At 70.4% G+C, this 21,048-nt stretch carries 24 protein-coding genes; 8 read left to right on the top strand and 16 right to left on the bottom strand.

Translation table 11 applies throughout. The annotated features are described in order from the left end of the window. Positions 1–73: 73 nt before the first annotated feature. Positions 74–2,329, top strand: a complete 2,256-nt coding sequence (locus LHA26_RS02495) for an NADP-dependent malic enzyme (RefSeq protein WP_252167183.1) — start codon at positions 74–76, stop codon at positions 2,327–2,329. 33 nt (positions 2,330–2,362) lie between these two features. Here the strand turns inward: LHA26_RS02495 and LHA26_RS02490 are convergent, their stop codons facing one another. After that, positions 2,363–4,405: a response regulator gene (locus LHA26_RS02490; protein WP_252167182.1), complete on the bottom strand. Its 2,043-nt coding sequence runs from the start codon at positions 4,403–4,405 to the stop codon at positions 2,363–2,365. 9 nt (positions 4,406–4,414) lie between these two features. Further along, positions 4,415–4,909, bottom strand: a complete 495-nt coding sequence (locus LHA26_RS02485; RefSeq protein WP_252167181.1) for an outer membrane protein assembly factor BamE — start codon at positions 4,907–4,909, stop codon at positions 4,415–4,417. A gap of 139 nt (positions 4,910–5,048) precedes the next feature. Between LHA26_RS02485 and LHA26_RS02480 the strand changes: the two genes are divergently transcribed. From LHA26_RS02480 to LHA26_RS02470, 3 genes are read left to right on the top strand one after another with little or no spacing between them, the layout of a single operon-like run. Continuing rightward, positions 5,049–5,567 carry a ubiquinol-cytochrome C chaperone family protein gene (locus tag LHA26_RS02480; protein WP_252167180.1) on the top strand — a complete coding sequence of 173 codons (519 nt, stop codon included), beginning with the start codon at positions 5,049–5,051 and terminating at the stop codon, positions 5,565–5,567. Further along, on the top strand, positions 5,564–6,103 hold the full coding sequence (locus tag LHA26_RS02475) for a YceD family protein (RefSeq protein ID WP_252167179.1): 540 nt from the start codon (positions 5,564–5,566) through the stop codon (positions 6,101–6,103). The genes LHA26_RS02480 and LHA26_RS02475 overlap by 4 nt, the downstream gene beginning before the upstream one ends. 16 nt (positions 6,104–6,119) lie before the next feature. Next, positions 6,120–6,869, top strand: a complete 750-nt coding sequence (locus LHA26_RS02470; protein WP_252167178.1) for a dienelactone hydrolase family protein — start codon at positions 6,120–6,122, stop codon at positions 6,867–6,869. 67 nt (positions 6,870–6,936) lie between these two features. Here LHA26_RS02470 and ssb read toward each other — a convergent pair whose 3' ends face one another. From ssb to LHA26_RS02425, 9 genes are all read right to left on the bottom strand, one after another. Further along, positions 6,937–7,494 carry a single-stranded DNA-binding protein gene (gene ssb / locus LHA26_RS02465; RefSeq protein ID WP_252167177.1) on the bottom strand — a complete coding sequence of 186 codons (558 nt, stop codon included), beginning with the start codon at positions 7,492–7,494 and terminating at the stop codon, positions 6,937–6,939. A gap of 12 nt (positions 7,495–7,506) precedes the next feature. Continuing rightward, positions 7,507–9,369: a ferrous iron transporter B gene (gene feoB, locus LHA26_RS02460; RefSeq protein ID WP_252167176.1), complete on the bottom strand. Its 1,863-nt coding sequence runs from the start codon at positions 9,367–9,369 to the stop codon at positions 7,507–7,509. Continuing rightward, positions 9,366–9,608 (bottom strand): FeoA family protein, encoded by a 243-nt coding sequence (locus LHA26_RS02455; protein WP_252167175.1) that lies wholly within the window; start codon positions 9,606–9,608, stop codon positions 9,366–9,368. The genes feoB and LHA26_RS02455 overlap by 4 nt, the downstream gene beginning before the upstream one ends. 89 nt (positions 9,609–9,697) lie before the next feature. After that, positions 9,698–10,372 carry a COQ9 family protein gene (locus tag LHA26_RS02450; RefSeq protein ID WP_252167174.1) on the bottom strand — a complete coding sequence of 225 codons (675 nt, stop codon included), beginning with the start codon at positions 10,370–10,372 and terminating at the stop codon, positions 9,698–9,700. A gap of 61 nt (positions 10,373–10,433) precedes the next feature. Beyond that, the gene (gene ribH / locus LHA26_RS02445) at positions 10,434–10,850 is read right to left on the bottom strand and encodes a 6,7-dimethyl-8-ribityllumazine synthase (RefSeq protein ID WP_252167173.1); all 417 of its coding nucleotides are present in this window, start codon (positions 10,848–10,850) and stop codon (positions 10,434–10,436) included. Then, positions 10,850–11,977, bottom strand: coding sequence for a 3,4-dihydroxy-2-butanone-4-phosphate synthase (ribB, locus tag LHA26_RS02440; protein ID WP_252167172.1), 1,128 nt, complete (start codon positions 11,975–11,977; stop codon positions 10,850–10,852). Before ribB ends, ribH begins: the two co-directional genes overlap by 1 nt. Beyond that, the gene (locus LHA26_RS02435; RefSeq protein ID WP_252167171.1) at positions 11,974–12,573 is read right to left on the bottom strand and encodes a riboflavin synthase; all 600 of its coding nucleotides are present in this window, start codon (positions 12,571–12,573) and stop codon (positions 11,974–11,976) included. The genes ribB and LHA26_RS02435 overlap by 4 nt, the downstream gene beginning before the upstream one ends. A 53-nt stretch (positions 12,574–12,626) precedes the next feature. After that, positions 12,627–12,941 carry a hypothetical protein gene (locus tag LHA26_RS02430; RefSeq protein ID WP_252167170.1) on the bottom strand — a complete coding sequence of 105 codons (315 nt, stop codon included), beginning with the start codon at positions 12,939–12,941 and terminating at the stop codon, positions 12,627–12,629. A 5-nt stretch (positions 12,942–12,946) separates the two neighbouring features. Continuing rightward, positions 12,947–14,305, bottom strand: coding sequence for a glutamate--tRNA ligase (locus tag LHA26_RS02425; RefSeq protein WP_252167169.1), 1,359 nt, complete (start codon positions 14,303–14,305; stop codon positions 12,947–12,949). A 120-nt stretch (positions 14,306–14,425) separates the two neighbouring features. Between LHA26_RS02425 and LHA26_RS02420 the strand changes: the two genes are divergently transcribed. After that, positions 14,426–15,361 (top strand): ribose-phosphate pyrophosphokinase, encoded by a 936-nt coding sequence (locus LHA26_RS02420; RefSeq protein WP_252167168.1) that lies wholly within the window; start codon positions 14,426–14,428, stop codon positions 15,359–15,361. Positions 15,362–15,371: 10 nt separating this feature from the next. Here LHA26_RS02420 and LHA26_RS02415 read toward each other — a convergent pair whose 3' ends face one another. Further along, positions 15,372–15,809 (bottom strand): VOC family protein, encoded by a 438-nt coding sequence (locus LHA26_RS02415; protein ID WP_252167167.1) that lies wholly within the window; start codon positions 15,807–15,809, stop codon positions 15,372–15,374. Between the two features lie 35 nt (positions 15,810–15,844). On the opposite strand from LHA26_RS02415, the gene hisN reads away from it, so the two are divergent. Beyond that, on the top strand, positions 15,845–16,612 hold the full coding sequence (gene hisN, locus LHA26_RS02410) for a histidinol-phosphatase (protein WP_252167166.1): 768 nt from the start codon (positions 15,845–15,847) through the stop codon (positions 16,610–16,612). Between the two features lie 19 nt (positions 16,613–16,631). On the opposite strand, the gene LHA26_RS02405 is transcribed toward hisN, so the two are convergent. Next, on the bottom strand, positions 16,632–18,755 hold the full coding sequence (locus tag LHA26_RS02405; protein ID WP_252167165.1) for an AsmA family protein: 2,124 nt from the start codon (positions 18,753–18,755) through the stop codon (positions 16,632–16,634). A 153-nt stretch (positions 18,756–18,908) separates the two neighbouring features. Between LHA26_RS02405 and rpmI the strand changes: the two genes are divergently transcribed. Together rpmI and rplT are read left to right on the top strand one after the other, a co-directional pair. After that, positions 18,909–19,112, top strand: coding sequence for a 50S ribosomal protein L35 (gene rpmI / locus LHA26_RS02400; protein ID WP_012048647.1), 204 nt, complete (start codon positions 18,909–18,911; stop codon positions 19,110–19,112). 14 nt (positions 19,113–19,126) lie between these two features. Then, a complete protein-coding gene (gene rplT / locus LHA26_RS02395; protein ID WP_252167164.1) occupies positions 19,127–19,504 on the top strand; it encodes a 50S ribosomal protein L20 in 378 nt (125 codons plus the stop codon). Between the two features lie 65 nt (positions 19,505–19,569). Here the strand turns inward: rplT and LHA26_RS02390 are convergent, their stop codons facing one another. Genes LHA26_RS02390 through LHA26_RS02380 form a run of 3 tightly spaced genes read right to left on the bottom strand, consistent with a single transcriptional unit; the run spans position 19,570 to position 21,025 of the window. Next, positions 19,570–20,271: a glutathione S-transferase gene (locus LHA26_RS02390; RefSeq protein ID WP_252167163.1), complete on the bottom strand. Its 702-nt coding sequence runs from the start codon at positions 20,269–20,271 to the stop codon at positions 19,570–19,572. Between the two features lie 38 nt (positions 20,272–20,309). Beyond that, positions 20,310–20,744, bottom strand: a complete 435-nt coding sequence (locus LHA26_RS02385; protein WP_252167162.1) for an NUDIX hydrolase — start codon at positions 20,742–20,744, stop codon at positions 20,310–20,312. Further along, positions 20,741–21,025, bottom strand: coding sequence for a BolA family protein (locus LHA26_RS02380; protein ID WP_252167161.1), 285 nt, complete (start codon positions 21,023–21,025; stop codon positions 20,741–20,743). Before LHA26_RS02380 ends, LHA26_RS02385 begins: the two co-directional genes overlap by 4 nt. Positions 21,026–21,048: the final 23 nt, after the last annotated feature.

Raw genomic sequence — 21,048 nt, 5'->3', positions numbered from 1 at the left:
TTGCGGCGCGGCGTGGGAACGCTAACATAAACACGAACGGCCGGTCAGGGCCGGCAAAAGGGGAGAGACGGGAATGACGGAGCGCCTGGAAACGGCCGATCGCGAGGCGCTGCTGTTCCATTCCACCGGACGCCCCGGCAAGATCGAGATCGTGGCGAGCAAGCCGATGGCGACGCAGCGCGATCTCGCGCTCGCCTATTCGCCGGGCGTGGCGGTGCCGGTCAAGGCGATCGCCGCCGATCCCAGCACCGCCTATGATTACACCGCCAAGGGCAATCTGGTGGCGGTGATCAGCAATGGCACCGCCATTCTCGGGCTGGGCAATCTCGGCGCGCTCGCCTCCAAGCCGGTGATGGAAGGCAAGGCGGTGCTGTTCAAGCGCTTCGCCGATATCGATTCGATCGATCTCGAGCTTGCCACCGAGGATGTCGATCGCTTCATCGCCGCGGTCGAGCTGATGGAGCCGAGCTTCGGCGGCATCAACCTCGAAGACATCAAGGCGCCCGAATGCTTCGTCATCGAGCAGACGCTGCGCGAGCGGATGAACATCCCGGTCTTCCACGATGATCAGCACGGCACCGCGATCATCTCCGCCGCCGGCCTGCTCAACGCCGCCCATCTCACCGGCCGCGATCTCGCCGATATCAAGATGGTGGTGAACGGCGCGGGCGCGGCCTCCATCTCCTGCACCGAGCTTGCCAAGGCGCTCGGCGTGCGGCCGGACAATGTCATCCTCTGCGATAGCAAGGGGGTGATCTACAAGGGCCGCGAGCAGGGCATGAACCAGTGGAAATCGGCCCATGCGGTGGAAACCTCCGCGCGCACCCTGGCCGAGGCGATCGCCGGCGCGGACGTGTTTTTCGGCCTCTCGGTCGCCGGCGCGCTGACACCCGAGATGGTGCGCAGCATGGCGCCCCGGCCGATCATCTTCGCCATGGCCAATCCCGATCCGGAAATCACCCCGGCCGATGCGCTGGCCGCCGCGCCGGATGCGATCATCGCCACCGGCCGTTCGGACTATCCGAACCAGGTCAACAATGTGCTCGGCTTCCCCTTCATCTTCCGGGGCGCGCTGGATGTCCGCGCGACGACCATCAACGAGGAGATGAAGGTCGCCGCCGCGCGCGCGCTGGCGGCGCTGGCGCGCAGCCAGGTGCCGGAGGAGGTGGCGGTCGCCTATGGCCGGCAGCACAGCTTCGGCGCCGATTACATCATCCCGACCCCGTTCGATCCCCGGCTGATGGAGGTGGTGCCCGCCGCCGTCGCCCAGGCGGCGATGGACAGCGGCGTCGCCCGCAAGCCGATCCACGACATGGGCGCCTATCGCGAGCGACTGAAGGCGCGGCTCAACCCCGTCACCGCCGTGCTCACCTCGGTCTATGAACAGGCGCGCGCCGCGCCCAAGCGCGTGCTCTTCGCCGAGGCCGAGGAGGAGGTGGTGCTGCGCGCGGCGATCGCCTTCAAGGAGGGCGGCTATGGCGTGCCGGTGCTGGTCGGCCGCGACGATGTGCACGAGCGGCTCGCCAAGCTCGGCGTCGCCGATCCGGACAGCTTCGAGCTGCACAACAGCCGCATCTCGCCGCTGGTGCCCGACATGGTGGAGCGGCTCTATGCGCGGCTCCAGCGGCAGGGCTTCATGCGCCGCGACGTGGAGCGGATGGTCAACCGCGATCGCAACATCTTCGGCGCCCTGCTGCTGGAAATGGGCGAGGCCGACGTGATGATCACCGGTGTCACCCGCCATTTCCGGCAGACGCTGAACGAGGTCGGCCGGGTGATCGCGCCCGCGCCCGGCCACACGCCCTTCGGCATCCATCTCGCGGTGGGCCGCAACCATTCGGTGTTCATGGCCGATACCACGGTCATCGAACGGCCGAGCCCGGCGCAGCTTGCAGACATCGCGGAACAGACGGCGGCGGTGGCGCGGCGCATGGGCCAGGAGCCGCGCGTCGCCTTCCTCTCCTATTCCAATTTCGGCAATCCGCCGGGCGAGTGGCTCGATCATATCCGCGCGGCGGTGGCGACGCTCGACGCGCGCGGCGTCGATTTCGAATATGAGGGCGAAATGGCGCCGGACGTCGCGCTCAACCCGGCCATGACCAAACATTATCCGTTCAGCCGCCTGTCCGGGCCCGCCAATGTGCTGGTGATGCCGGGGCTGCAATCCGGCAATCTCTCGGTCAAGCTGCTCAAGGAATTGGGCGGAGAGACGGTGATCGGGCCGATGCTCGTGAATATGAGCCACCCCGTGCAGATCGCCTCGATGACATCGACCGCCTCCGATCTCGTCACGCTGGCGGTGCTGGCGGCGGCGGGGATCGCCGGCTGAGCGCGCGCCGGCGGCGCCGGCGCGGCGCGGGGCTCAGCCCTGCGGCACGCCCGTCAGCGGCGCGGGCGGCACCGTCTTGCCGGCGAGCGCGGCGCGCACGCAGGCGAGCAGATCGGCCGGGGTGAAGGGCTTGGTCAGCGCCACCCGCTCGGCGGCGGGCTGCGGCCCGTCCACGCCGGCATAGCCGCTCATCAGCACAACCTCGGTGGCGGGCGCGCGCCGGCGGATTTCCTCGGCGAGGCTGAAACCGTCCAGGCCCGGCATCATCACGTCGGACAGCACCAGCGTCGGCGGCACCGCCTGCCGCTTGAACAGCGACAGGGCGGCGCGGCCGTCATGCGCCTCGATCACGCGATAGCCCGCGTCGCGCAGCGTCTCGACCGCGAGCTGGCGGAGCGAATCATTATCCTCCACCACCATCACGCACAGGCCGCGCGGCGCCTCGCCCTGCGCGGCCGCCTGCGACGGGGGCGGGGCGGCGGGATCGGGCGCGACCGGGCTGCGCGGCAGCCAGAGATGCACCAGCGTGCCCGCGCCGGGTGTGGTGTCGATGGTGACGAAGCCGCCCGACTGGCGGACAAAGCCGTCCACCTGGCTGAGGCCCAGCCCGGTGCCCCGGCCGATGCCCTTGGTGGTGAAGAAGGGCTCGAAGGCCCGCTCCAGCACCTCGCGCGTCATGCCGGCGCCCGTGTCGGCCACGGTGATGCGCAGATAATCGCCCGGCGCGACGCCGTGCCGCGCCGCCTCCTCGCCGCCGACATGCTGGTTGGCGGCGCCGATCGTCAGCCGCGCCACCGGTCCCAGCCCGGCCATCGCGTCGCGCGCGTTGACGGCAAGGTTGAGGATCGAGTTTTCGAGCTGGCCGGCATCGGCCTGAATCGGCCAGGCGCCATCCTCCACCACCATGTCGAGCGTCGCCGTCTCGAGAATGGCGCGCTCGATCAGCGGGCGCATATCGGCGAGCAGCACCGCCGGCGCGATGGCGCGCGGCGCCAGCCGCTGGCGCCGCGCAAAGGCGAGCAGCCGCTGCGTCAGCGTGGCGGCGCGCGCCGCGCCCTCGCCGGCCTCGCCCAGCGCGCGCTCCACCCGGCCGAGATCGCCGCCCGCCAGCCGCCGCCGCGCGATATCGAGATTGCCGATGACGATCGTCAGCAGATTGTTGAAGTCGTGCGCGATGCCGCCGGTGAGCTGGCCGAGCGATTCCATCCGCTGCGCCTGCACCAGTTCGCGCTCGGCGGCGCGCAGCGCGGTATCGTCGCGGCCGATGGCGTAGATCATCGCGCCCTCGCGGCGCAGCGTCCAGCTGATCGTCCGCACCATGCCGTCATGGCCGCGATAATCGAGCGTGATCGGAAAGGCGGTGCCGTCCGCAATCCCCTCCAGCCGCGGCCGCTGCGCCGGGTCGACGAGGAAGTCGCGCATGAAGATCGGCGCGTCGGCCGGGATGGCGCCGAACACCTCGGCCCAGGCGGGGTTGGCGGCGATCACCCGGCCTTCGAGATCGCAGAGCAGGATGAGATCGTGCGCCAGGGTCCAGAGCCGGTCCAGCTCGCGGGCGAGCGCGTCGCGCTGCTGCGCGTCGCGGTGCGAGAGCCGGCGCAGCTCGATCAGCGCGCTCGCCTGCCGGGCCAGCGCCTCCAGCGCGGGCAGGCCGCGGAAATCCTGGCGCGGGCGGGAATCGATCGCGCAGACCGTGCCGATCGCATGGCCATCGGGCGTGAAGATCGGCGCGCCCGCATAGAAGCGGATGAAGGGCGCGCCCAGCACCAGCGGATTGTCGGCGAAGCGCGCATCGGCGGCGGCGTCGGGCACCACCAGCGCGGCGGCGGCGCGCACGGCATGATCGCAAAAGGCCGCCGAGCGCGGCGTCTCGCTGACCGTGAGGCCGCTGCGCGCCTTGAACCACTGCCGATCGGCATCGATCAGGCTGACCAGCGCGATCTCCGCGCCGGTCGCCGCGCGGGCGAGCGCCACCAGATCGTCGAATTCGGCTTCGGCGGGGCTATCCAGCAGATCCAGCCGGTGCAGGGCGGCGAGCCGCGCGGCCTCGCGGGCCGGATCCTCTATGCTGCGCATGCCCTTGGATCAGGGCGTCGATCTGCTGTTGGGGTTATCGGCGGTGGGCGCGTTCAGGCCGGTGCTGCCGACCGCGCCGATATTCCCGAACAGCTCCTGGAACAGGCCGCGCTTGCGGCCCAGCGTGGGCGTCTTGTCGCCGACCGGGTTGATCGAGACGACGCGATCCAGGCCGGAGCGATCCACCCGGTCCACCGTGCCCGCCTTGTCGAAATGCACCGCCACCGTCGTCTGGCGCACGGGGCGGGGCAGGCCGAAGGAGAATTGGTCCGTGGTGCGGGAGACATAATACCAGGTGCTGGGATCGAACTCGCCCTGGAGGCTGGGATTGCCGAGCATGCGCTGCACCGATTCGCGATTGTCCACGCCCGGCTGAACGGCCGCGAGCAGCGCCGTATCCATGACATAGCCCTGATGGCCCCGGATGCGGGCGCAGCCGGGCAGCGTCACCGCCACCGCCATCGCCGCCACCACCGCCGCCGCGCGGGCCGGCTTACCTGTCATCAAACCATTCTCCTCGCGCCGGCACCTTGCATCGGCGGTACAACCGCTCAATATGCCGGGCGTGCCGCGCACACAAGGGCGGCGCGGCGGCGCCCACCGCGCCCGCGCGGGTGGCCGCAGCGAGGGAGCGGATCGCGGCATGACCTTCTGGAAACGCTTGTTCGGCGGCGGCGACGCGCTGGTCGCGCCGCTCCGCCCGCTTTATGCGGCGCTGGTCGCGGCGGCCCGCCAGCCGGACTGGTACCGCACCGGCGCGGTGCCCGACACCGCCGATGGCCGGTTCGACATGCTCTCCTCGCTGGTGGCGCTGGCGCTGCTGCGGCTGGAGGCCGCCGGCGCGCCCGGCCGCGAGCCCGCCGCGCGGCTGGCCGAGCTGTTCATCGCCGATATGGACGCGCAGCTGCGCGAGCGCGGCGTGGGCGATCTCATGGTGGGCAAGCATGTCGGCCGGATGATGAGCCAGCTCGGCGGCCGGATGGAGGCGTTTCGCGCCGGGCTCGGCGATGGCGATCTCGCCGGCGCGGTGGCGCGCAACATCCATCGCGGCGCGGCGGTGCCGCCCGAGGCGAGCCTGTGGGTGGCGGCGCGGTTGCAGGCGATCATGGCGGGGCTGGACCGGCAGACGCTGGCCGGCCTGCTGGCAGGGAGATTGGAATGACGCAGAGTGAATTTTCCCGCCTGTACCGGCTCGACACGCTGGGCGGCGGCCCGCGCGCGGTGACGATCGAGGCTACGGCGGAGGAGCGGGCGGCGCTGGCCGAGCGCTTCGGCCTGCTCGCCATCGATCGGCTCTCGGCGGAGGCGACGCTGCGCCGCGAGGGCGAGCGGGTGCTGGTGGAAGGGCGCGTGCGCGGCGCCGGCGCCCAGGCCTGCGTCGCCACCGGCGCGCCCGTGCCGGCCGTGGTCGACGAGGCGCTGCTGCTGCGCTTCGTTCCCGCCGCCACCGCCGCGCCCGAAGGCGACGAGATCGAGCTCGACAGCGATGCGCTGGACGAGATCGGCTATGAGGGCGGCGCGGTGGATCTGGGCGAGGCGGCGGCGCAGGGCTTCGCGCTCGCGCTCGATCCCTTCCCGCGCGCGCCCGGCGCCGAGGCCGCGCTGCGCGAGGCCGGCATCCTCACCGAGGAGGAGGCCGAGGCGGCGCGCCAGGCGGCGAGCCCCTTCGCCATGCTCAAGGGCCTCGGCAAGTCCTGAGCGAGCGGAGGCGATCATGATCATCCAGAGCGACGAATGGGCCGATGTGCCGGTGGCGGGCGGCGGTGCCATGCGCATCCACCTCTTCCGCCCGGCCGTGCCGGGGCGCTTCCCCGGCGTGCTGCTCTTCTCGGAGATCTACCAGGTCACCGATCCGATCCGGCGGCTGGCGGCGATGGTGGCGGGCCAGGGCTATGTCGTCGGCGTGCCCGAGGTCTATCATGAATACGAGGCGCCCGGCACGGTGCTGCGCTACGACCAGGCCGGCACGGATCGCGGCAATGCGCTGAAGTTCACCAAGCCGATCGCCGCCTATGATGAGGATGCGCGCGCCGCTCTGGCCTGGCTCGGCGCGCATCCCGCCTGCACGGGCGCGCTCGCCACCATGGGCGTGTGCCTGGGCGGCCATCTCGCCTATCGGGCCGCGCTCAACCCCCGGGTGCGCGCCGCCGCCTGCTTCTACGCGACCGACATCCATTCCGGCACGCTCGGCGCGGGCCGCGCGGATGACAGTCTGGCGCGGATGGACGCGCTCAAGGCCGAAACGCTGTTCGTCTGGGGGCGGCAGGATCCGCACGTGCCCTTTGCCGGCCGCGAGGCGATCCGCGCGCGGCTGGAGGAAACGGGCGCGCTCTACGAATGGCACGAGGTGAACGCCGCCCATGCCTTTCTGCGCGACGAGGGCCCGCGCTACGATCCGGCGCTGTTCCTCCAGGCGATGCAGTGGCTGCTGGCGCTGTTCGGGCGCACCCTGCACGGCGCCTGAGCCGGGGCCGGCCGCTCCGGCCCGTCGCGCCTCCGCATCGGACGCGCGACGGGCCCGGATCGACCGATCAGAAGGGCACGTCGTCGTCGAGGTCGGTGTCGAAGGCGCTGGAGGGGCGGTTGCCGCCGCTTGCGCCCGTGGCGCCGCCGCCGCGCTGGCCGCCGCCGAAGCCGCCACCACCGCCGCCGCCGCCGCCATAGCCGCCGCCGAACTCGTCATCGCCGCCGAAATCGCGGCCGCCGCCACCGCCGCCGCCGCCACCCGCGCCGCCGCCGGGGCCGTCCAGCATCACCATCTGGCCGTTGAAGCCTTGCAGCACGATTTCGGTGCTGTAGCGATCCTGGCCGTCCTGGCCCTGCCATTTGCGCGTCTGAAGCTGGCCCTCGATATAGACTTTCGAGCCCTTGCGCAGATAGCGCTCGGCGGTGTTGGCGAGGCCTTCGTTGAAGATGGCGACCGAGTGCCACTCGGTCTTCTCGCGGCGCTCGCCGCTTTGGCGGTCCTTCCAGCTTTCCGAGGTGGCGATGCGCAGGTTCACCACCTTGCCGCCATTCTGGAAGCTGCGCGATTCGGGATCGCGGCCGAGATTGCCGACCAGGATCACCTTGTTCACACTGCCGGCCATGCCCGCGTCTCCTTATAATCCGAGCGCGGTGGCTAACCAGAAAGTCGCGCCCGCGGCAAGGTAGGCAAGGCAGAACAGATAGGCAACCATGAAGGCCGGCCAGCGCCAGCCATTGGTCTCGCGGCGCGTCACCGCGATGGTCGAGAGACATTGCGGCGCGAACACGAACCAGGCGAGGAAGGCGAGCGCGGTGGGCAGCGGCCAGCTCGCCTGCATCCGCACGCCCAGCGCGGCGTCGGTACGGGTCTCGTCGGTGCTGTCGGCGTCGATCGCATAGACGGTCGCCAGCGCCGACACCGCCACCTCGCGCGCCGCCATGGCGGGCGGCAGAGCCAGCGCGATCTCGTGGTTGAAGCCGATCGGCCGCACCACCAGCTCGATCGCCGAGGCGATGCGGCCCGCGATCGAATATTCGCTCTGCTTCATCCCCGCCGGCGCCTGGGGATAGCTGGCCAGCACCCACAGGGCGACGTTGGAGGCGAGGATGATCGTGCCCGCGCGCTTGAGGAAGATGGTGGCGCGCGTCCACAGGCCGATCCCCAGATCGCGCACCGAGGGCAGCTGGTAGCGCGGCATCTCCATGAGGAAGCCGGGGCTCGGCCCGCGCGTCACGGTGCGGCGCAGGATCAGCGCGGCGACCAGGGCGCCCGCCACGCCGGCCGCGTAGAGCGCGAACAGCACCAGCCCCTGCAGCCCGATCCCGGGCAGCACCGCGCGCGCCGGGATGAAGGCGCCGATGATCAGCGTATAGACGGGCAGCCGCGCCGAGCAGGTGGTGAGCGGCGCGATCAGGATGGTGGTGAGCCGGTCCTTGGGATCGTCGATCGTGCGCGTCGCCATGATGCCGGGCACGGCGCAGGCGAAGCTCGACAGCAGCGGGATGAAGGCGCGGCCGGACAGGCCCACGCGCGCCATCAGCCGGTCCATCATGAAGGCGGCGCGCACCATATAGCCGCTCGCCTCCAGCAGGAGGATGAAGCCGAACAGGATCAGGATTTGCGGCAGGAAGACGATGACCGCGCCGACCCCCTTGATCACCCCCTGCGACAGGAGATCGCGCACGAAGCCGGGCGGCAGATGCGTGTCCACCCAGGAGCCGAGCGCGGCGAAGCCCGCGTCGATCGCGTCCATCGGCGCCTGCGCCCAGGCGAACACCGCCTGGAAGACGACGAACAGGATGGCGGCGAGCAGCAGCGGCCCGAACAGCGGATGCAGCGCCACCGCGTCGATCTGCTGGCTGCGCCGGCGCGCGCCGCTGGTTTCGTGCGTGGCGGCGCGGGCGATCGCGCGGGCGCGCTTCTGCAGGGCGGCGAGATCGCTGGGCGGCGGCGTGCGGACCCCGCCGGCGCGCCGGCCCGATTCCATTGCCAGCGTGCCGATCGCGGCCTTGAGCGCCTCGATGCCGCGCTTGCGCACCGCCACCGTCGCCACCACGGGCACGCCAAGCTCGGCGGCGAGGCGATCGGCATCGATGCGCAGCCCGTCGCGCTCGGCCATGTCGATCATGTTGAGCGCCACCACGATCGGCAGATCGAGATCGATCAGCTGGAGCGCGAAACGGAGATGATTGTCGAGATTGCCGGCATCCACCACGATCACCAGCGCGGCGGGCAGCCGCTCGCCCTCCTGGCGGCCGAGCACCACGTCGCGCGTCACGCGCTCGTCGGGGCTCGCGGGCTCGAGGCTGTAGGTGCCGGGCAGGTCGATCAGCTCGACCGGCCGCCCATCGGCCAGGCTCATCCGCCCCGCCTTGCGCTCCACCGTGACGCCCGGATAATTGCCGACCTTCTGCCGCGCGCCCGTCAGCGCGTTGAACAGCGCCGACTTGCCGGCATTGGGATTGCCGACCAGCGCCACCATGGGCGCCGCGTTCATGCGGCGATCGTCTCGACCGAAATGGCGTGCGCCTGGGCGCGGCGCAGCGCGATCGTCATGCGGCCGACGCGGCAGGCGATCGGATCCTTGCCGAAGGGGGCGGCGTGCATGGCCTCCACGGTCACGCCCTCGTCGAAGCCAAGCTCGCGGAGCCGGCGCGCGGCGGCGTCGCCGATTTCGCCCCAGGCGATCGACAGCACGCGGGCGGGGCGGCGAAGGGGGAGTTGATCGAGACGCACGTCGACATGTCCGAAAGAAAGCGGGTGCGAGTTATTATCAGTAGCGGCGGTCGAACGCCAGTGGCATTCGCCGCCGCCCCACCTTCGTCTCAGAGCGCGGGATAGCGCAGCCGGCCGGCGAGTCGGGTCAGGCTGAAGCGGCGCTCGGCGCTGGGCAGGAGTTGCGCCTTGATCTTGCCGAAGCGCATCACGCCCGCCAGCCGCCGCGCGAGGAAGCCCGCCGTTTCCGACTCGCCCTCGCTCTCGTCGTCGAGCCAGACGAGCAGCGTCGCGGCATAGATGGCGGCCAGCGTCGCGCGCTTGCTGTAATGGTTGAAGTCGGTCGCGGTATCGCCGGCGAGCCGCCACATGGTGTCGGCGGCGCGCCAGCCGAGCCGCGCGCCGGCCGCGATCTGGCCCGGCCGCGCCAGATGCGCCACGGCCGCGCGCGCCGCCTGGCGCTGCGGCCGGAGATAGTCCAGCCGCGCGCGCACCAGCGTGCCGATGCGATCGCGTATCTTCATCGCGGCGACGCGCTCGGGCGGGAAATCGCGCGTCAGCGCGGCGTCGATGGCGTCGTACCAGGCGGCGATCATGCCCGTCGCGCCATCGGGAAAGGCGAGGCGCGCATGCGCGGGATCAAGGCCTAGCGCGCGCGCGGCATTGGCGAGCGCGGCCTCGCTCCAGCCATCGAACACGGCCTCGCGCGCGATCGCCGGGCCGAGGCTGGCGCGCATCTCGTCGAGCGTGGGATCGGCGGGCAGGGGAAGGTCGAGCGCGGTCATGCCGGCCTCCTACACCCGGCGCGGGCGCGCGCCAATGCCGCGCCGCGCCCCGGCCGAGGGCTCAGGCGCCGAAGCGGTCCCTGAGCGCCAGCATCGCCAGCGCCGCCTTGGCCGCCTCGCCGCCCTTGTCCTTCTCGTCGGGCCGCGCGCGGGCGAGCGCCTGCGCTTCGTTTTCGACCGTGAGGATGCCGTTGCCGATCGCCAGCCCGTCCAGGGTCAACGCCATCAGCGCGCGCGCGCTCTCGCCGGCGACGATCTCGAAATGATAGGTCTCGCCCCGGATCACCACGCCGAGCGCGACGAAGCCGTCATACTGGTCCGCCGCCAGCGCGATCGCGCCCGGAATCTCGAGCGCGCCCGGCACGGTGATCGTCTCGTGGCGATGGCCCGCGGCGGTCAGCGCCGCGCGCGCGCCTTCCAGCAGCAGATCGTTGAGATGCCCGTAGAAGCGCGCTTCGACGATGAGGATGTTGGCCATTACCGGGGCTCCTCCGCGGGGATCGGCCGTTCCTCGACGACATTGAGGCCATAGCCGTCCAGCGCGATCAGCGTGTGGTGGGAATTGGAGAGCAGGATCATGTCGTGCACGCCGAGATCGGTGAGGATCTGCGCGCCGATCCCGTAGGAGCGGATATCCATTTCGGGCTCGCGGTCGCTGCTCAGCATCGCGCCCACCCGCCCGTCGGCGCCGCCGCCCAGCACCACGATGATGCCGCTGCCGGCGCGGCCGATCTCGGCCATGGCGCGCTGGAGCAGCCGCTTGCGCGGGCCGGCCTCGCCCAGCATGTCGCCCAGCAGCGACACGGGATGGACGCGCACCAGCGCCGGCGTGTCGGGCACCACCTGGCCCTTCTGCAACACCAGGGATTCGCTGCCGTCGATCTTGTTGCGATAGGTGATGATCCGCCAATCGCCGCCATAATCCGAGTGGAACGGCTTCTCGCCCACCTTCTCGACAAGATGATCGTGGCGGCGGCGATAGGCGATGAGATCGCGGATGGTGCCGATCTTGAGGCCGTGGCGCTGGGCGAAGCCGACCAGATCGTCGAGCCGCGCCATGGTGCCGTCGTCCTTCATGATCTCGCAGATCACGCCGGACGGGTTGAGCCCCGCCAGCCGCGCCACGTCGACCGCCGCCTCGGTATGGCCCGCGCGCACCAGCACGCCGCCCGGCCGCGCCACCAGCGGAAAGACATGGCCGGGGGTGACGATATGCTCCGGTCCCTTGGCGGCATCGATCGCCACCGCGATGGTGCGCGCGCGATCGCCGGCGGAAATCCCCGTGGTTACGCCGTCGCGCGCCTCAATCGAGGTGGTGAAGGCGGTCTCGTGGCGCGTGCCGTTGTTGCGGCTCATCAGCCCGAGCCCGAGCTGGTCGCAGCGCTCCTTGCCGAGCGCGAGGCAGATCAGGCCGCGGCCGTGCGTCGCCATGAAATTGATCGCGGTCGGCGTCGCCATCTGCGCGGGGATGACGAGATCCCCCTCATTCTCCCGGTCCTCGTCGTCGACGAGGATGAACATGCGGCCGTTGCGCGCCTCCTCGATGATCTCCTCGGCGGCGGAAAGAAAGGCGTGGCGCGGCGTGCGCAGCGGGGAGGCGCTCATGCGCGGAGTTGCTCCATGCGGCCGAGATAGCGGGCCAGGACGTCGATCTCGAGATTGACCTCGGCGCCGGGCGTGAGCGCGGCGAAGGTCGTCTCGGCAGCGGTGTGGGGAATGATGTTGAGGCCGAACAGCGCGCCATCGGCCTCGTCCTCGACGCTGTTGACGGTCAGCGACACGCCGTCGACCGCGATCGAGCCCTTGGCCGCGATATAGGGGGCGAGCGCGGGCGGCGCCTTGATCGAGACGCGCTGCGAATCGCCGTCCGGGCTGATCGCCACCACCGTGCCGACGCCATCGACATGGCCGGTGACGATATGGCCGCCCAGCTCGTCGCCCAGCCTGAGCGCGCGCTCGAGATTGAGCTGCCGCCCCTCGCGCCAAAGATTGGCGGTGCGCGAGACGGTTTCGGCGGAGACATCCACCATGAACCGGCCGGGCGCCTTGTCCACCACCGTCAGGCACACGCCCGAGCAGGCGATCGAGGCCCCCAGCGCCACCGTCTCCATGTCATAGGCGGACGCGATGGTGACGCGCAGATCGCCGCGCTGCTCGATATGCGCGATGGTGCCGATATCGGTGATGATGCCCGTGAACATGGCCTGCCCCTAGCGCGCCGGCGGCGCGATTTCGAGTGGCTGTCGTGTCGGGCTCAGCGAATGCCGAGCTGATCCGCCAGCCGCTTATACTGCGCCTGGCGCTCGGCCTTGGCGCGATCGCGCGCGGCCTGCTCGGCGGTGATGTCGCGCTTGATCTCGGCGTCGGTGCGGGTGGCCGGCCAGCTTTCGACATAGACGATGCGCGGCTGCCGCTCGGCATAGCTGTCATGATAGAAGGCGTAGAGGATGAAGCTGGTGATCGCGACGGCGAGCAGCGCGGCGATATAATCGTGCCGCTCGCGCGAGCGGAGGAAGCCGACGAAATCCTGCCAGGCGGCAAGCGGGCGAGACGGGCGAGGAAGGGCCATGCCGCTTAGATAGGCGCGGCCGCGCCATCCGTCATCCCCGCCGCGCGCAGCCGGGCGATGCTCGCCTCGCGGCCGATCAGCGGCAGCAGCGCGGCCATGTCCGGGCCATGATCGCGCCCCGTCAGCGCCAGCCGCAGCGGCAGGAACAGCGATCGTCCCTTGCGCCCGGTGGCGGTCTTGAGCGCCGCGGTCAGCGCAGCCCAGGGCGCCTCGTCCCAGCCGATCGCCGCCGCCAGGTCGGCGGCCTGCGCGCAGAAGGCGCGATCGACCGGGTCGAGCGACACCGGCGCCGGGCCGGCGGTGACGATCGCCCACCAGCCGGCGGCATCCTCGATCCGTTCCACATTGGGACGGATCGCCGCCCAGCCGGCGGCGTCCATATCCGCCGGCAGCCGCGCCGCCACCATCTCATAGGGCAGCAGGTGGAGGGTCTTGGCGTTGAGCTGCGCCAGCTCGGCCGGGTCGAAGCGGGCGGGCGCGCGGCCCAACTGGCCAAAGGCGAAGCCGGGCACGAGATCGGCGATTCGCGCCACCGGCACCACCGGCTCGCTGGTGCCCAGCCGCGCCAGCAGCGCCAGCAGCGTCTGCGGCTCGATCCCCGCCTCGCGCAGCGCGGCGATCCCCACCGCATCCTTGCGCTTGGACAATTTGCCGTCGGCGCCGGTCAGCAGCGCCATATGGGCGAAGCGCGGCAGCGCCAGCCCGAGCGCCTCGAACATCTGCAGCTGGATCGCGGTGTTGCTGACATGATCCTCGCCGCGCACGACATGGGTGATGCCCATCTCGCCATCGTCGATCACGCTGGGCAGCAGATAGAGCCAGCTGCCATCGGCGCGCCGCACCACCGGATCGGACAGGGCGGCGCCGTCGAACCGCTGGGGCCCGCGCACCAGATCGTCCCAGGCGATCGGCGCGGGATCGAGGCGGAAGCGCCAGTGCGGCGCCACGCCCTCGGCGGCGAAGCGGGCATGATCCGCCGCGCTCAGCCGCAGCGCCGCGCGATCGTAGAGCGGCGGCAGGCCGCGCCCGAGCGCGACCTTGCGCTTGAGCGCCAGTTCCTGCTCGCTTTCATAGGCGGGATAGACGCGCCCCGCCGCGCGCAGCCGATCGAAGGCGGCCTCGTACAGCGCCGCGCGCGCCGATTGCCGCACCTCGCCATCGGGATGGAGCCCCAGCCAGGCGAGGTCCGCGCGGATCGCCTTGACATGCGCCTCGCTCGAGCGGGCCTGATCGGTATCGTCGAGCCGCAGCAGGAAGCGGCCGCCTTCGGCGCGGGCGGCCAGCCAACAGACCAGCGCGGTGCGGATATTGCCGACATGGAGGCGGCCGGTCGGCGACGGCGCGAAGCGGGTGACAAGGCTCATGCCGCCGCCCTAAAGCCGGATGGAGGTGCGGGGAAGCGGCAAGCGCGGCCTCGCCACCTTGGCACGGCCTCGCTTGCTCGCTAGACGCGCCGCGACTCTCGGGGGGCGAAAGGGCCGTCGATGAAACTGCTGTCGGGCAACTCGAATCTCCCGCTCGCCCAGGCGATCGCCGACTATCTCGACCTGCCGCTCACGAACGCGAGCGTCCGCCGCTTCGCGGACGAAGAGATTTTCGTGGAAATCCACGAGAATGTGCGCGGCGAGGATGTGTTCGTCATCCAGTCCACGGGCTTTCCCACCAACGATAATCTCATGGAATTGCTGATCTGCATCGATGCGCTGAAGCGCGCCTCGGCGCGGCGCATCACGGCGGTCATCCCTTATTTCGGCTATGCCCGGCAGGATCGCAAACCCGGCCCGCGCACGCCGATCTCGGCCAAGCTCGTGGCCAATCTGATCACCGGCGCCGGCGCCGACCGCGTTCTCTCCGTCGATCTCCATGCCGGCCAGATCCAGGGCTTTTTCGACATACCGACCGACAATCTCTATGCCGCGCCGGTGATGTCGGCCGATATCCAGGCGCGGTTCGCGGGCCGCAACCTGATGGTCGTCTCGCCCGATGTCGGCGGCGTGGTGCGGGCCCGTGCCTTGTCCAAGCGGCTCGACAACGCGCCGCTCGCGATCGTCGACAAGCGCCGCGAGCGGCCGGGCGAGTCGGAGGTGATGAACATCATCGGCGATGTCGCGGGGCGCTTCTGCATCCTGGTCGACGATATCGTCGATTCCGCGGGCACGTTGTGCAACGCGGCGGCGGCGCTGCGCGAGGCGGGGGCGGAGGATGTGGTCGCCTATGTCAGCCATGGCGTGCTCTCGGGCGGCGCGATCGCGCGGGTCCAGGGCTCGGCGCTGACCGAATTGGTCGTCACCGATTCGCTCGCCGCGCCGGAAGGCGCCGCCGAGGCGGACAAGGTGCGCCAGCTCACCATCGCGCCGCTGCTCGCCGAGGCGATCAAGCGGATCGCCGACGAAAGCTCGGTCTCGTCGCTGTTCGACTGAGCCCGGCGGCTCAGGCGTCGGCGACCGGCGGCGCGAAGGGATCGTAGCTGCCGAAGCTCCAGACATGGCCCTCGGGATCGACCGCGTCATAGCCACGCCCGGGATAGCCCTCATTGTCGTGCGGCTCGCTGAGGATGCGCGCCCCGGCCGCGCGGGCGCGGGCGCAATGGCCGTCGACATCCTCGACCACGACATAGAGCGTCTGCGTCACGCCGCCCGCCTCTTCGGGCGAGCGCCAGCCATAGAGCGCCTGCGCCTCGTCGTCCGCCTCGGCCGAGGCGAGCATCACCATCGCCTCGCCCAGCACCAGCTGGGCGTGGTAGATGATCTGCTGATCCTCCTCGTCGCCATGGATCGCCGCCGGCAAGAAGCCGAAGGCATCGCACAGAAAGAGGATGGCGGAGGGCGCATCGGCATAGCGCAGGCAGGGGATGATGGCGGGGCGCATGGCGCTGGCTGTAGCAGCTTGCTAGGCAGGCGGCCATGAGCCCCGACGATATCCGCCTCGCCCATGCCCTCGCCGATGCCGCCGGGGCCGCGATCCGCCCCTTTTTCCGCGCCGAGTTCGCGATGGAGCAGAAGGGCGACGATTCGCCCGTCACCGCCGCCGATCGCGCCGCCGAGGCGGCGATGCGCGCGCTGATCGAGGCCGAGCGGCCTGAGGATGGCATTTTCGGCGAGGAATATGGTGTGGTGCGCGGCGAGGCGCGGCGGGTCTGGGTACTCGATCCGATCGACGGCACCCGCGCCTTCGTGACCGGCCGGCCGCTGTTCGGCACGCTGATCGCGCTGGTCGAGGAGGGCGTGCCCGCGCTCGGCGTGATCGACCAGCCCATTCTGCGCGAGCGCTGGGTGGGCGCGCGGGGCCAGCCCACGCGCTTCAACGCCATGCCGGTGTCGACGCGGCACTGCGCGACGCTGGACCATGCCCATATCGGCAGCACCGCGCCCCAGGCCTTCGCCGAGGCCGAACTGCATGCCTATGGCCGCGTCGCCGCCGGCGCGCGGGACGCGATCTGGGGCGGCGATTGCTATAACTACGGGCTGGTCGCGCTCGGCCAGCTGGATGCGGTGATCGAGGCCAATCTCAAACTCTATGATTTCGCCGCGCTGGTGCCGGTGGTGGAAGGCGCGGGCGGGGTGATGCGCGACTGGCAGGGCGCCCCACTCACCGCCGCCAGCGACGGGCGCGTGGTTGCCGCCGGCGATCCGCGCCTGCTCGCGCCCATCCTCGCGCGGCTCGAGGGCTGAACCGCGCCACCGCCGCCGCTCAGAAGATCCCCAGGAACTTCTTCTTCGGCTTGGCGGCTTCCTCGCGGTTTTCGGCCTTGGTGCCGAGGCCCTTCACGGGCTTGCCCTTCTCCGTCCGCATCGCCGAGGCATGCGCGCCTTCCAGCACCGGGCCGCAGGCCGTGTCGGGCGTGGTGCCGGGATCGACAAAGGCGAGGATCGAGGCCAGCGGGGTCGCCACCACGCCCAGCGCGACCGCCGCGCCGGCGCGGCCGAGCAGCTGCGGGCTCACGATCTGGAGCGCGGGCGCCGCGAAATAGCCGCGGATGCCGACCGGCGACTGGCCCGAAAAGGCGGAGAATTTCTTCGCCCGCGCGCGGAAGGTGAGGTTGAGCGATTCATCCTTGAAGCTGAAGCCGCCGGTTGCGCTCATCACATTCTTGCTGGTGTCGATGAGGATGGGATCGGCGGTGGCGACCCCGTCGCGCACCGTGAAGGCGATCAGGCCGCAATTGATCTGGATGGGCTGCTTGAGCTTGTTCTGCAGCAGCTTCTGCACGAACACGCCGATGTCGAATTCGGACAGCTGGGCATAGCTGGTGAAGAAGGTGCCGGCCGGCAGCGCGATCGCGATCCGGCCATTGGCGCTGGCCAGCGACTTGCGCACCGAATCGCCGGTGCCCTCCATCTTGATCCGCGCCTTGACGGTGCCGGTGGTGCCCGGCTGATCGATGCCGAAGCCTTTCAGCAGCCGGCCCATCGGTGTCGGCGAGAGGCGGATGTCGTAGCTGGTGCGCACCGCCGGCTGGCGCGCGTCGAGCGCGATGTCGGAGGCGAGGTGGCCGCCCGCCAGATCCATGGTCAACGGCGACAGGGCGAGCAGATTATGGTCGAGATCGAGCGTGAGCGCGATGTTCGACACGGGCAGATTGGGCGCGCGCACCGTCGCCACCTTGTAATCGACATGCGCGTCGAAGCGCTTGAGCGCCTCCGCGCGGAGCGGGGCATCGGGGAGGATGCGCGGATGATCGCGGCGCGATTGTGTGGTGGCGGCGGCGGTGGCGCCCTTGCTCGCCAGCGTTTCGGGCGCATAGCCGATGAACGGACCGACATCGAGAATGTCGACCTGGCGCGACGCCAGCGTCGCGTTGATGCGCGGACGGCCGTCCGGCACCGACACGGTCATGCGGCCGGCGAGATCGCTGTCGCCGAACCGGCCGGCCAGGCGCGTGAAGCGCCATTCGGGGCCGACCTTGGTAAGATCGGAGGTGAAGCGGAAGGCGCGCGTATCGGGGATGACGATGCCGAGCAGATCGAACATCAGCCGCATGTTGGGGCCGCGCGCCTTGAGGTGCAGGTCCGATCCCTCGATCTGCGTCGCCGCCGGCAGCACGCCATTGAGATCGACATGGGTGGGGCCGGCATCGGCATGGAGTTCAAGCCGGTTGCGCCCGAGCCGCACGGTGGAGTTCGGCGAAAGCAGCGCACCCGCATTGGTGAAGCGCTGGCCGCGCAGCGTGCCGCCGCCCTGGAAGCGGATCGCCTCGTCGATATGCGTGTCGGACGAGTGGACGGTGTCGAAGCGCTGGTCCGTGGTGATCTGCATCTGCGGATCGCGGTAGCGCAGCGTCGTGCCCGTCACGGTCGCGCGGTCGATCACCGGCCATTGGAAGGGCGCACCCTTCTTGTTGGGATCGCCGAAGGTCCAGGTATTGCGGAGATGCGCCTGGTCCCACTCGGTATCGACCGCGGCACGATCGAGATTGAGCCAGCGGGCATGGCGCTCGCCGAACAGCAGCCGGATGGTGGAGACGCGCGTGTCGATATGCGCGGCCTCGAGGAAATTGGGCCGGCTGGCCCAGCCCGGATTGGAGATGGTGAGGCCGTCGGCGACGAACTTGACGTTGATCGGCGCCAGATAGAGCTGGAAGTCGCCCGCGATCCGGACCTGCCGCTGCAGCATTCGGCTCGCCAGCCGCTCGGCGGTGGGCTTCAGGAAGCGGCCCTTGGTGACGAACAGCACCACCCAGGCCAGCATCAACAGCCCGAGCAGGCAGGCGAGCACGCCGAGCCCGACGCCGATCGGCGCGTCGCCGGAGCGGCGCGCGGGGGCGGCGGGGGGCGGCGGCGGCGCGGGCGTGCGCGCGGGGGCGGTTGTGGCCATGGCCGGATGAACGGCGCCGGCCGCGCCGGGGTTCCGACAAGGCTTGCGCGGAGCCCCCGACATCCCTATAGGCCCGCGCTTCGATCGAGGGATGGCCCGGCCAGTATGGGCTGCCGTGGCAGGTCCGCAATCGACATCATGAAGGAGTCGAAAATGCCCAAGCTCAAGACCAAGAGCGGCGTCAAGAAGCGCTTCAAGCTCACCGCCACCGGCAAGGTGAAGCATGGCGTGGCCGGCAAGCGCCACCGGCTGATCTCGCACAATTCCAAGTATATCCGTACCAATCGCGGCACCACCGTGCTTGCCGAGGCCGATACCGCCCGGGTCAAGCTCTGGGCCCCCTACGGCCTGAACTGAGGAGGGCTTAGCACATGGCACGCGTGAAGCGGGGTACGACCACCCGCGCCAAGCACAACCGGATTCTGGATGCGGCCAAGGGCTATTATGGCCGCCGCAAGAACACCATCCGCATCGCCCGCCAGGCGGTGGAGAAGGCCGGCCAATACGCCTATCGCGATCGCAAGGTGAAGAAGCGCTCGTTCCGCGCGCTCTGGATCCAGCGCATCAACGCCGCGGTGCGCGCCGAGGGCCTGACCTATGGCGTGTTCATGCACGGCCTCAAGCTCGCCGGTGTCGATCTCGACCGCAAGGTGCTCGCCGACATGGCGATGCATGAGGGCGAGGTGTTCAAGGCGATCGTGGCGCAGGCCAAGGCCGCGCTGCCCGAGGACGCCCGCGTCGCCGCCTGATCGGCGCGTCGCGATGCGATGAAAAGGGCGGTGGCCAGGCGGCCGCCGCCCTTTTTCGTGCGGGTTCAGGCGGCGTCTAGCTCGGGATAGTGGCGGAAGATGCCGTCGCCATAGGGCTGCCGGCGGCCCGATTTGAAATAAGGCTGGAGCACCGGCAGCGCCGCCACGGCGGCGTGGAGCGCGGTCAGCCGCGGATGCCCGCCGGCGAGCCGCTCCATGCGCAGCGGAAAGGCGAAGCGCAGCCCGTCCAGCAGCTGGAACAGCGAGAGATCGGCATAGCTCCAGTCCGCGCCGAGCAGCCAGGGGCCGTCGCTCCGCGCGAGCATCCGCTCGAACCAGCCCAGAAATTTCGGCAGACGCTCGGTGCGGAAATCATCGGCGCGGCGCGCCGCTTCGGCGATCTGGTCTTCGTAATAGGCGCCCATCGCCACCGGATGGTGGGTATCGTGCGCCTCGGTCACGCAATCGGCGATGGTGAGCTGGATCTGATGCGCCAAAAGCCGCCCGCGCGGATCCGCCGGGGCGAGCCCGTGGCTCTCGCCAAGATAGAGGAGGATCGCCGCGACCTGCGCGATCACCAGGTCGCCGGCGACGAGATAGGGCGGGGCGAAGGGCTCGGGCCGACGGCCGCCCCTATCGCGCATCAGCGCCACGTCGTCGCGCGCCAGCGCCTTGTCCTCATAGGGGATCCGTCCCGCTTCCAGCGCGAGCCGCACGAATTCGCCACGGCCCGGGATCTCGGACCAGTACCAAAGCGCATAGGTCATGCCGTGCCAACGCCCCGCGAGCCGCCCCGCACCGAGAATTAATCTCGATCAAGCATGGCGGCAAGATCGGTCGGGAAGATCGGCTCGGGGAATGTCTCCAGCTCGGCGGGATCGAACCAGCGCCACGTGCCCATCACGCGCCGTTCCAGCGCGGTATGGCCGCTGGTGTCGATCGCCAGCGTGTCGCAGCGCACGCGGAAATAGCGTTCGTCGGCATGCACCGGCACGCCCTCCAGCGTCACGAACTCCACCTCGCGGCGGAACAGCTCGGGCCCGCAGGGACAATCCAGCCCGGTCTCCTCGCGCAGCTCGCGGCGCGCCGCCTCGGCATAGGTTTCGCCCGGATCCAGCGCGCCACCCGGCGTGCACCAGAAGGGCGGCCGATCCTCCGGCGTGAAGCGGAAGAGCAACACCCGTCCCGCCGCATCGGTGAGGAGGATGCGGGCAGCCGGCCGCGCCTGGCGCGCGCTCATTCGCCGGGCGCCACCGCCTTGATGGCGAGCGCATGGACGCGCTCGGCCAGAAGATCGGCGAGGGCGGCGTTGACCTGCCGCTGCCGTGCCACGCGCGACAGGCCGGCGAAGCCCGGCGCCTCGATCTCCACGAAGAAATGGCTTTCGCCGCGCGCGTCATGGCCGGCATGGCCGCGATGCTTCTCGCTCTCGTCGCGCACGACAAGCCGTGTCGGCGCCAGGCTTTTCTGCAGGCGCTCGGTGATTTCGCGGGCGATCGGTCCGGTGGCGGTGATGGTCATGCGCCCTATATAAAGCCCTTTCT

Origin of the sequence: Sphingomonas morindae, from assembly GCF_023822065.1 — a bacterium.
Lineage (GTDB): Bacteria > Pseudomonadota > Alphaproteobacteria > Sphingomonadales > Sphingomonadaceae > Solisphingomonas > Solisphingomonas morindae.
Note: the sequence above shows the minus strand (reverse complement) of the source record. Positions and strands in the feature narration are given on the sequence as shown.

Excerpts from the sequence above, each read along its gene's own strand:
- LHA26_RS02495 (WP_252167183.1), top strand. The coding sequence starts at position 74 with ATGACGGAGCGCCTGGAAACGGCCGATCGCGAGGCGCTGCTGTTCCAT.
- LHA26_RS02490 (WP_252167182.1), bottom strand. The coding sequence starts at position 4,405 with ATGCGCAGCATAGAGGATCCGGCCCGCGAGGCCGCGCGGCTCGCCGCC.
- LHA26_RS02485 (WP_252167181.1), bottom strand. The coding sequence starts at position 4,909 with ATGACAGGTAAGCCGGCCCGCGCGGCGGCGGTGGTGGCGGCGATGGCG.
- LHA26_RS02480 (WP_252167180.1), top strand. The coding sequence starts at position 5,049 with ATGACCTTCTGGAAACGCTTGTTCGGCGGCGGCGACGCGCTGGTCGCG.
- LHA26_RS02475 (WP_252167179.1), top strand. The coding sequence starts at position 5,564 with ATGACGCAGAGTGAATTTTCCCGCCTGTACCGGCTCGACACGCTGGGC.
- LHA26_RS02470 (WP_252167178.1), top strand. The coding sequence starts at position 6,120 with ATGATCATCCAGAGCGACGAATGGGCCGATGTGCCGGTGGCGGGCGGC.
- ssb (WP_252167177.1), bottom strand. The coding sequence starts at position 7,494 with ATGGCCGGCAGTGTGAACAAGGTGATCCTGGTCGGCAATCTCGGCCGC.
- feoB (WP_252167176.1), bottom strand. The coding sequence starts at position 9,369 with ATGAACGCGGCGCCCATGGTGGCGCTGGTCGGCAATCCCAATGCCGGC.
- LHA26_RS02450 (WP_252167174.1), bottom strand. The coding sequence starts at position 10,372 with ATGACCGCGCTCGACCTTCCCCTGCCCGCCGATCCCACGCTCGACGAG.
- ribH (WP_252167173.1), bottom strand. The coding sequence starts at position 10,850 with ATGGCCAACATCCTCATCGTCGAAGCGCGCTTCTACGGGCATCTCAAC.
- ribB (WP_252167172.1), bottom strand. The coding sequence starts at position 11,977 with ATGAGCGCCTCCCCGCTGCGCACGCCGCGCCACGCCTTTCTTTCCGCC.
- LHA26_RS02435 (WP_252167171.1), bottom strand. The coding sequence starts at position 12,573 with ATGTTCACGGGCATCATCACCGATATCGGCACCATCGCGCATATCGAG.
- LHA26_RS02430 (WP_252167170.1), bottom strand. The coding sequence starts at position 12,941 with ATGGCCCTTCCTCGCCCGTCTCGCCCGCTTGCCGCCTGGCAGGATTTC.
- LHA26_RS02425 (WP_252167169.1), bottom strand. The coding sequence starts at position 14,305 with ATGAGCCTTGTCACCCGCTTCGCGCCGTCGCCGACCGGCCGCCTCCAT.
- LHA26_RS02420 (WP_252167168.1), top strand. The coding sequence starts at position 14,426 with ATGAAACTGCTGTCGGGCAACTCGAATCTCCCGCTCGCCCAGGCGATC.
- LHA26_RS02415 (WP_252167167.1), bottom strand. The coding sequence starts at position 15,809 with ATGCGCCCCGCCATCATCCCCTGCCTGCGCTATGCCGATGCGCCCTCC.
- hisN (WP_252167166.1), top strand. The coding sequence starts at position 15,845 with ATGAGCCCCGACGATATCCGCCTCGCCCATGCCCTCGCCGATGCCGCC.
- LHA26_RS02405 (WP_252167165.1), bottom strand. The coding sequence starts at position 18,755 with ATGGCCACAACCGCCCCCGCGCGCACGCCCGCGCCGCCGCCGCCCCCC.
- rpmI (WP_012048647.1), top strand. The coding sequence starts at position 18,909 with ATGCCCAAGCTCAAGACCAAGAGCGGCGTCAAGAAGCGCTTCAAGCTC.
- rplT (WP_252167164.1), top strand. The coding sequence starts at position 19,127 with ATGGCACGCGTGAAGCGGGGTACGACCACCCGCGCCAAGCACAACCGG.
- LHA26_RS02390 (WP_252167163.1), bottom strand. The coding sequence starts at position 20,271 with ATGACCTATGCGCTTTGGTACTGGTCCGAGATCCCGGGCCGTGGCGAA.
- LHA26_RS02385 (WP_252167162.1), bottom strand. The coding sequence starts at position 20,744 with ATGAGCGCGCGCCAGGCGCGGCCGGCTGCCCGCATCCTCCTCACCGAT.
- LHA26_RS02380 (WP_252167161.1), bottom strand. The coding sequence starts at position 21,025 with ATGACCATCACCGCCACCGGACCGATCGCCCGCGAAATCACCGAGCGC.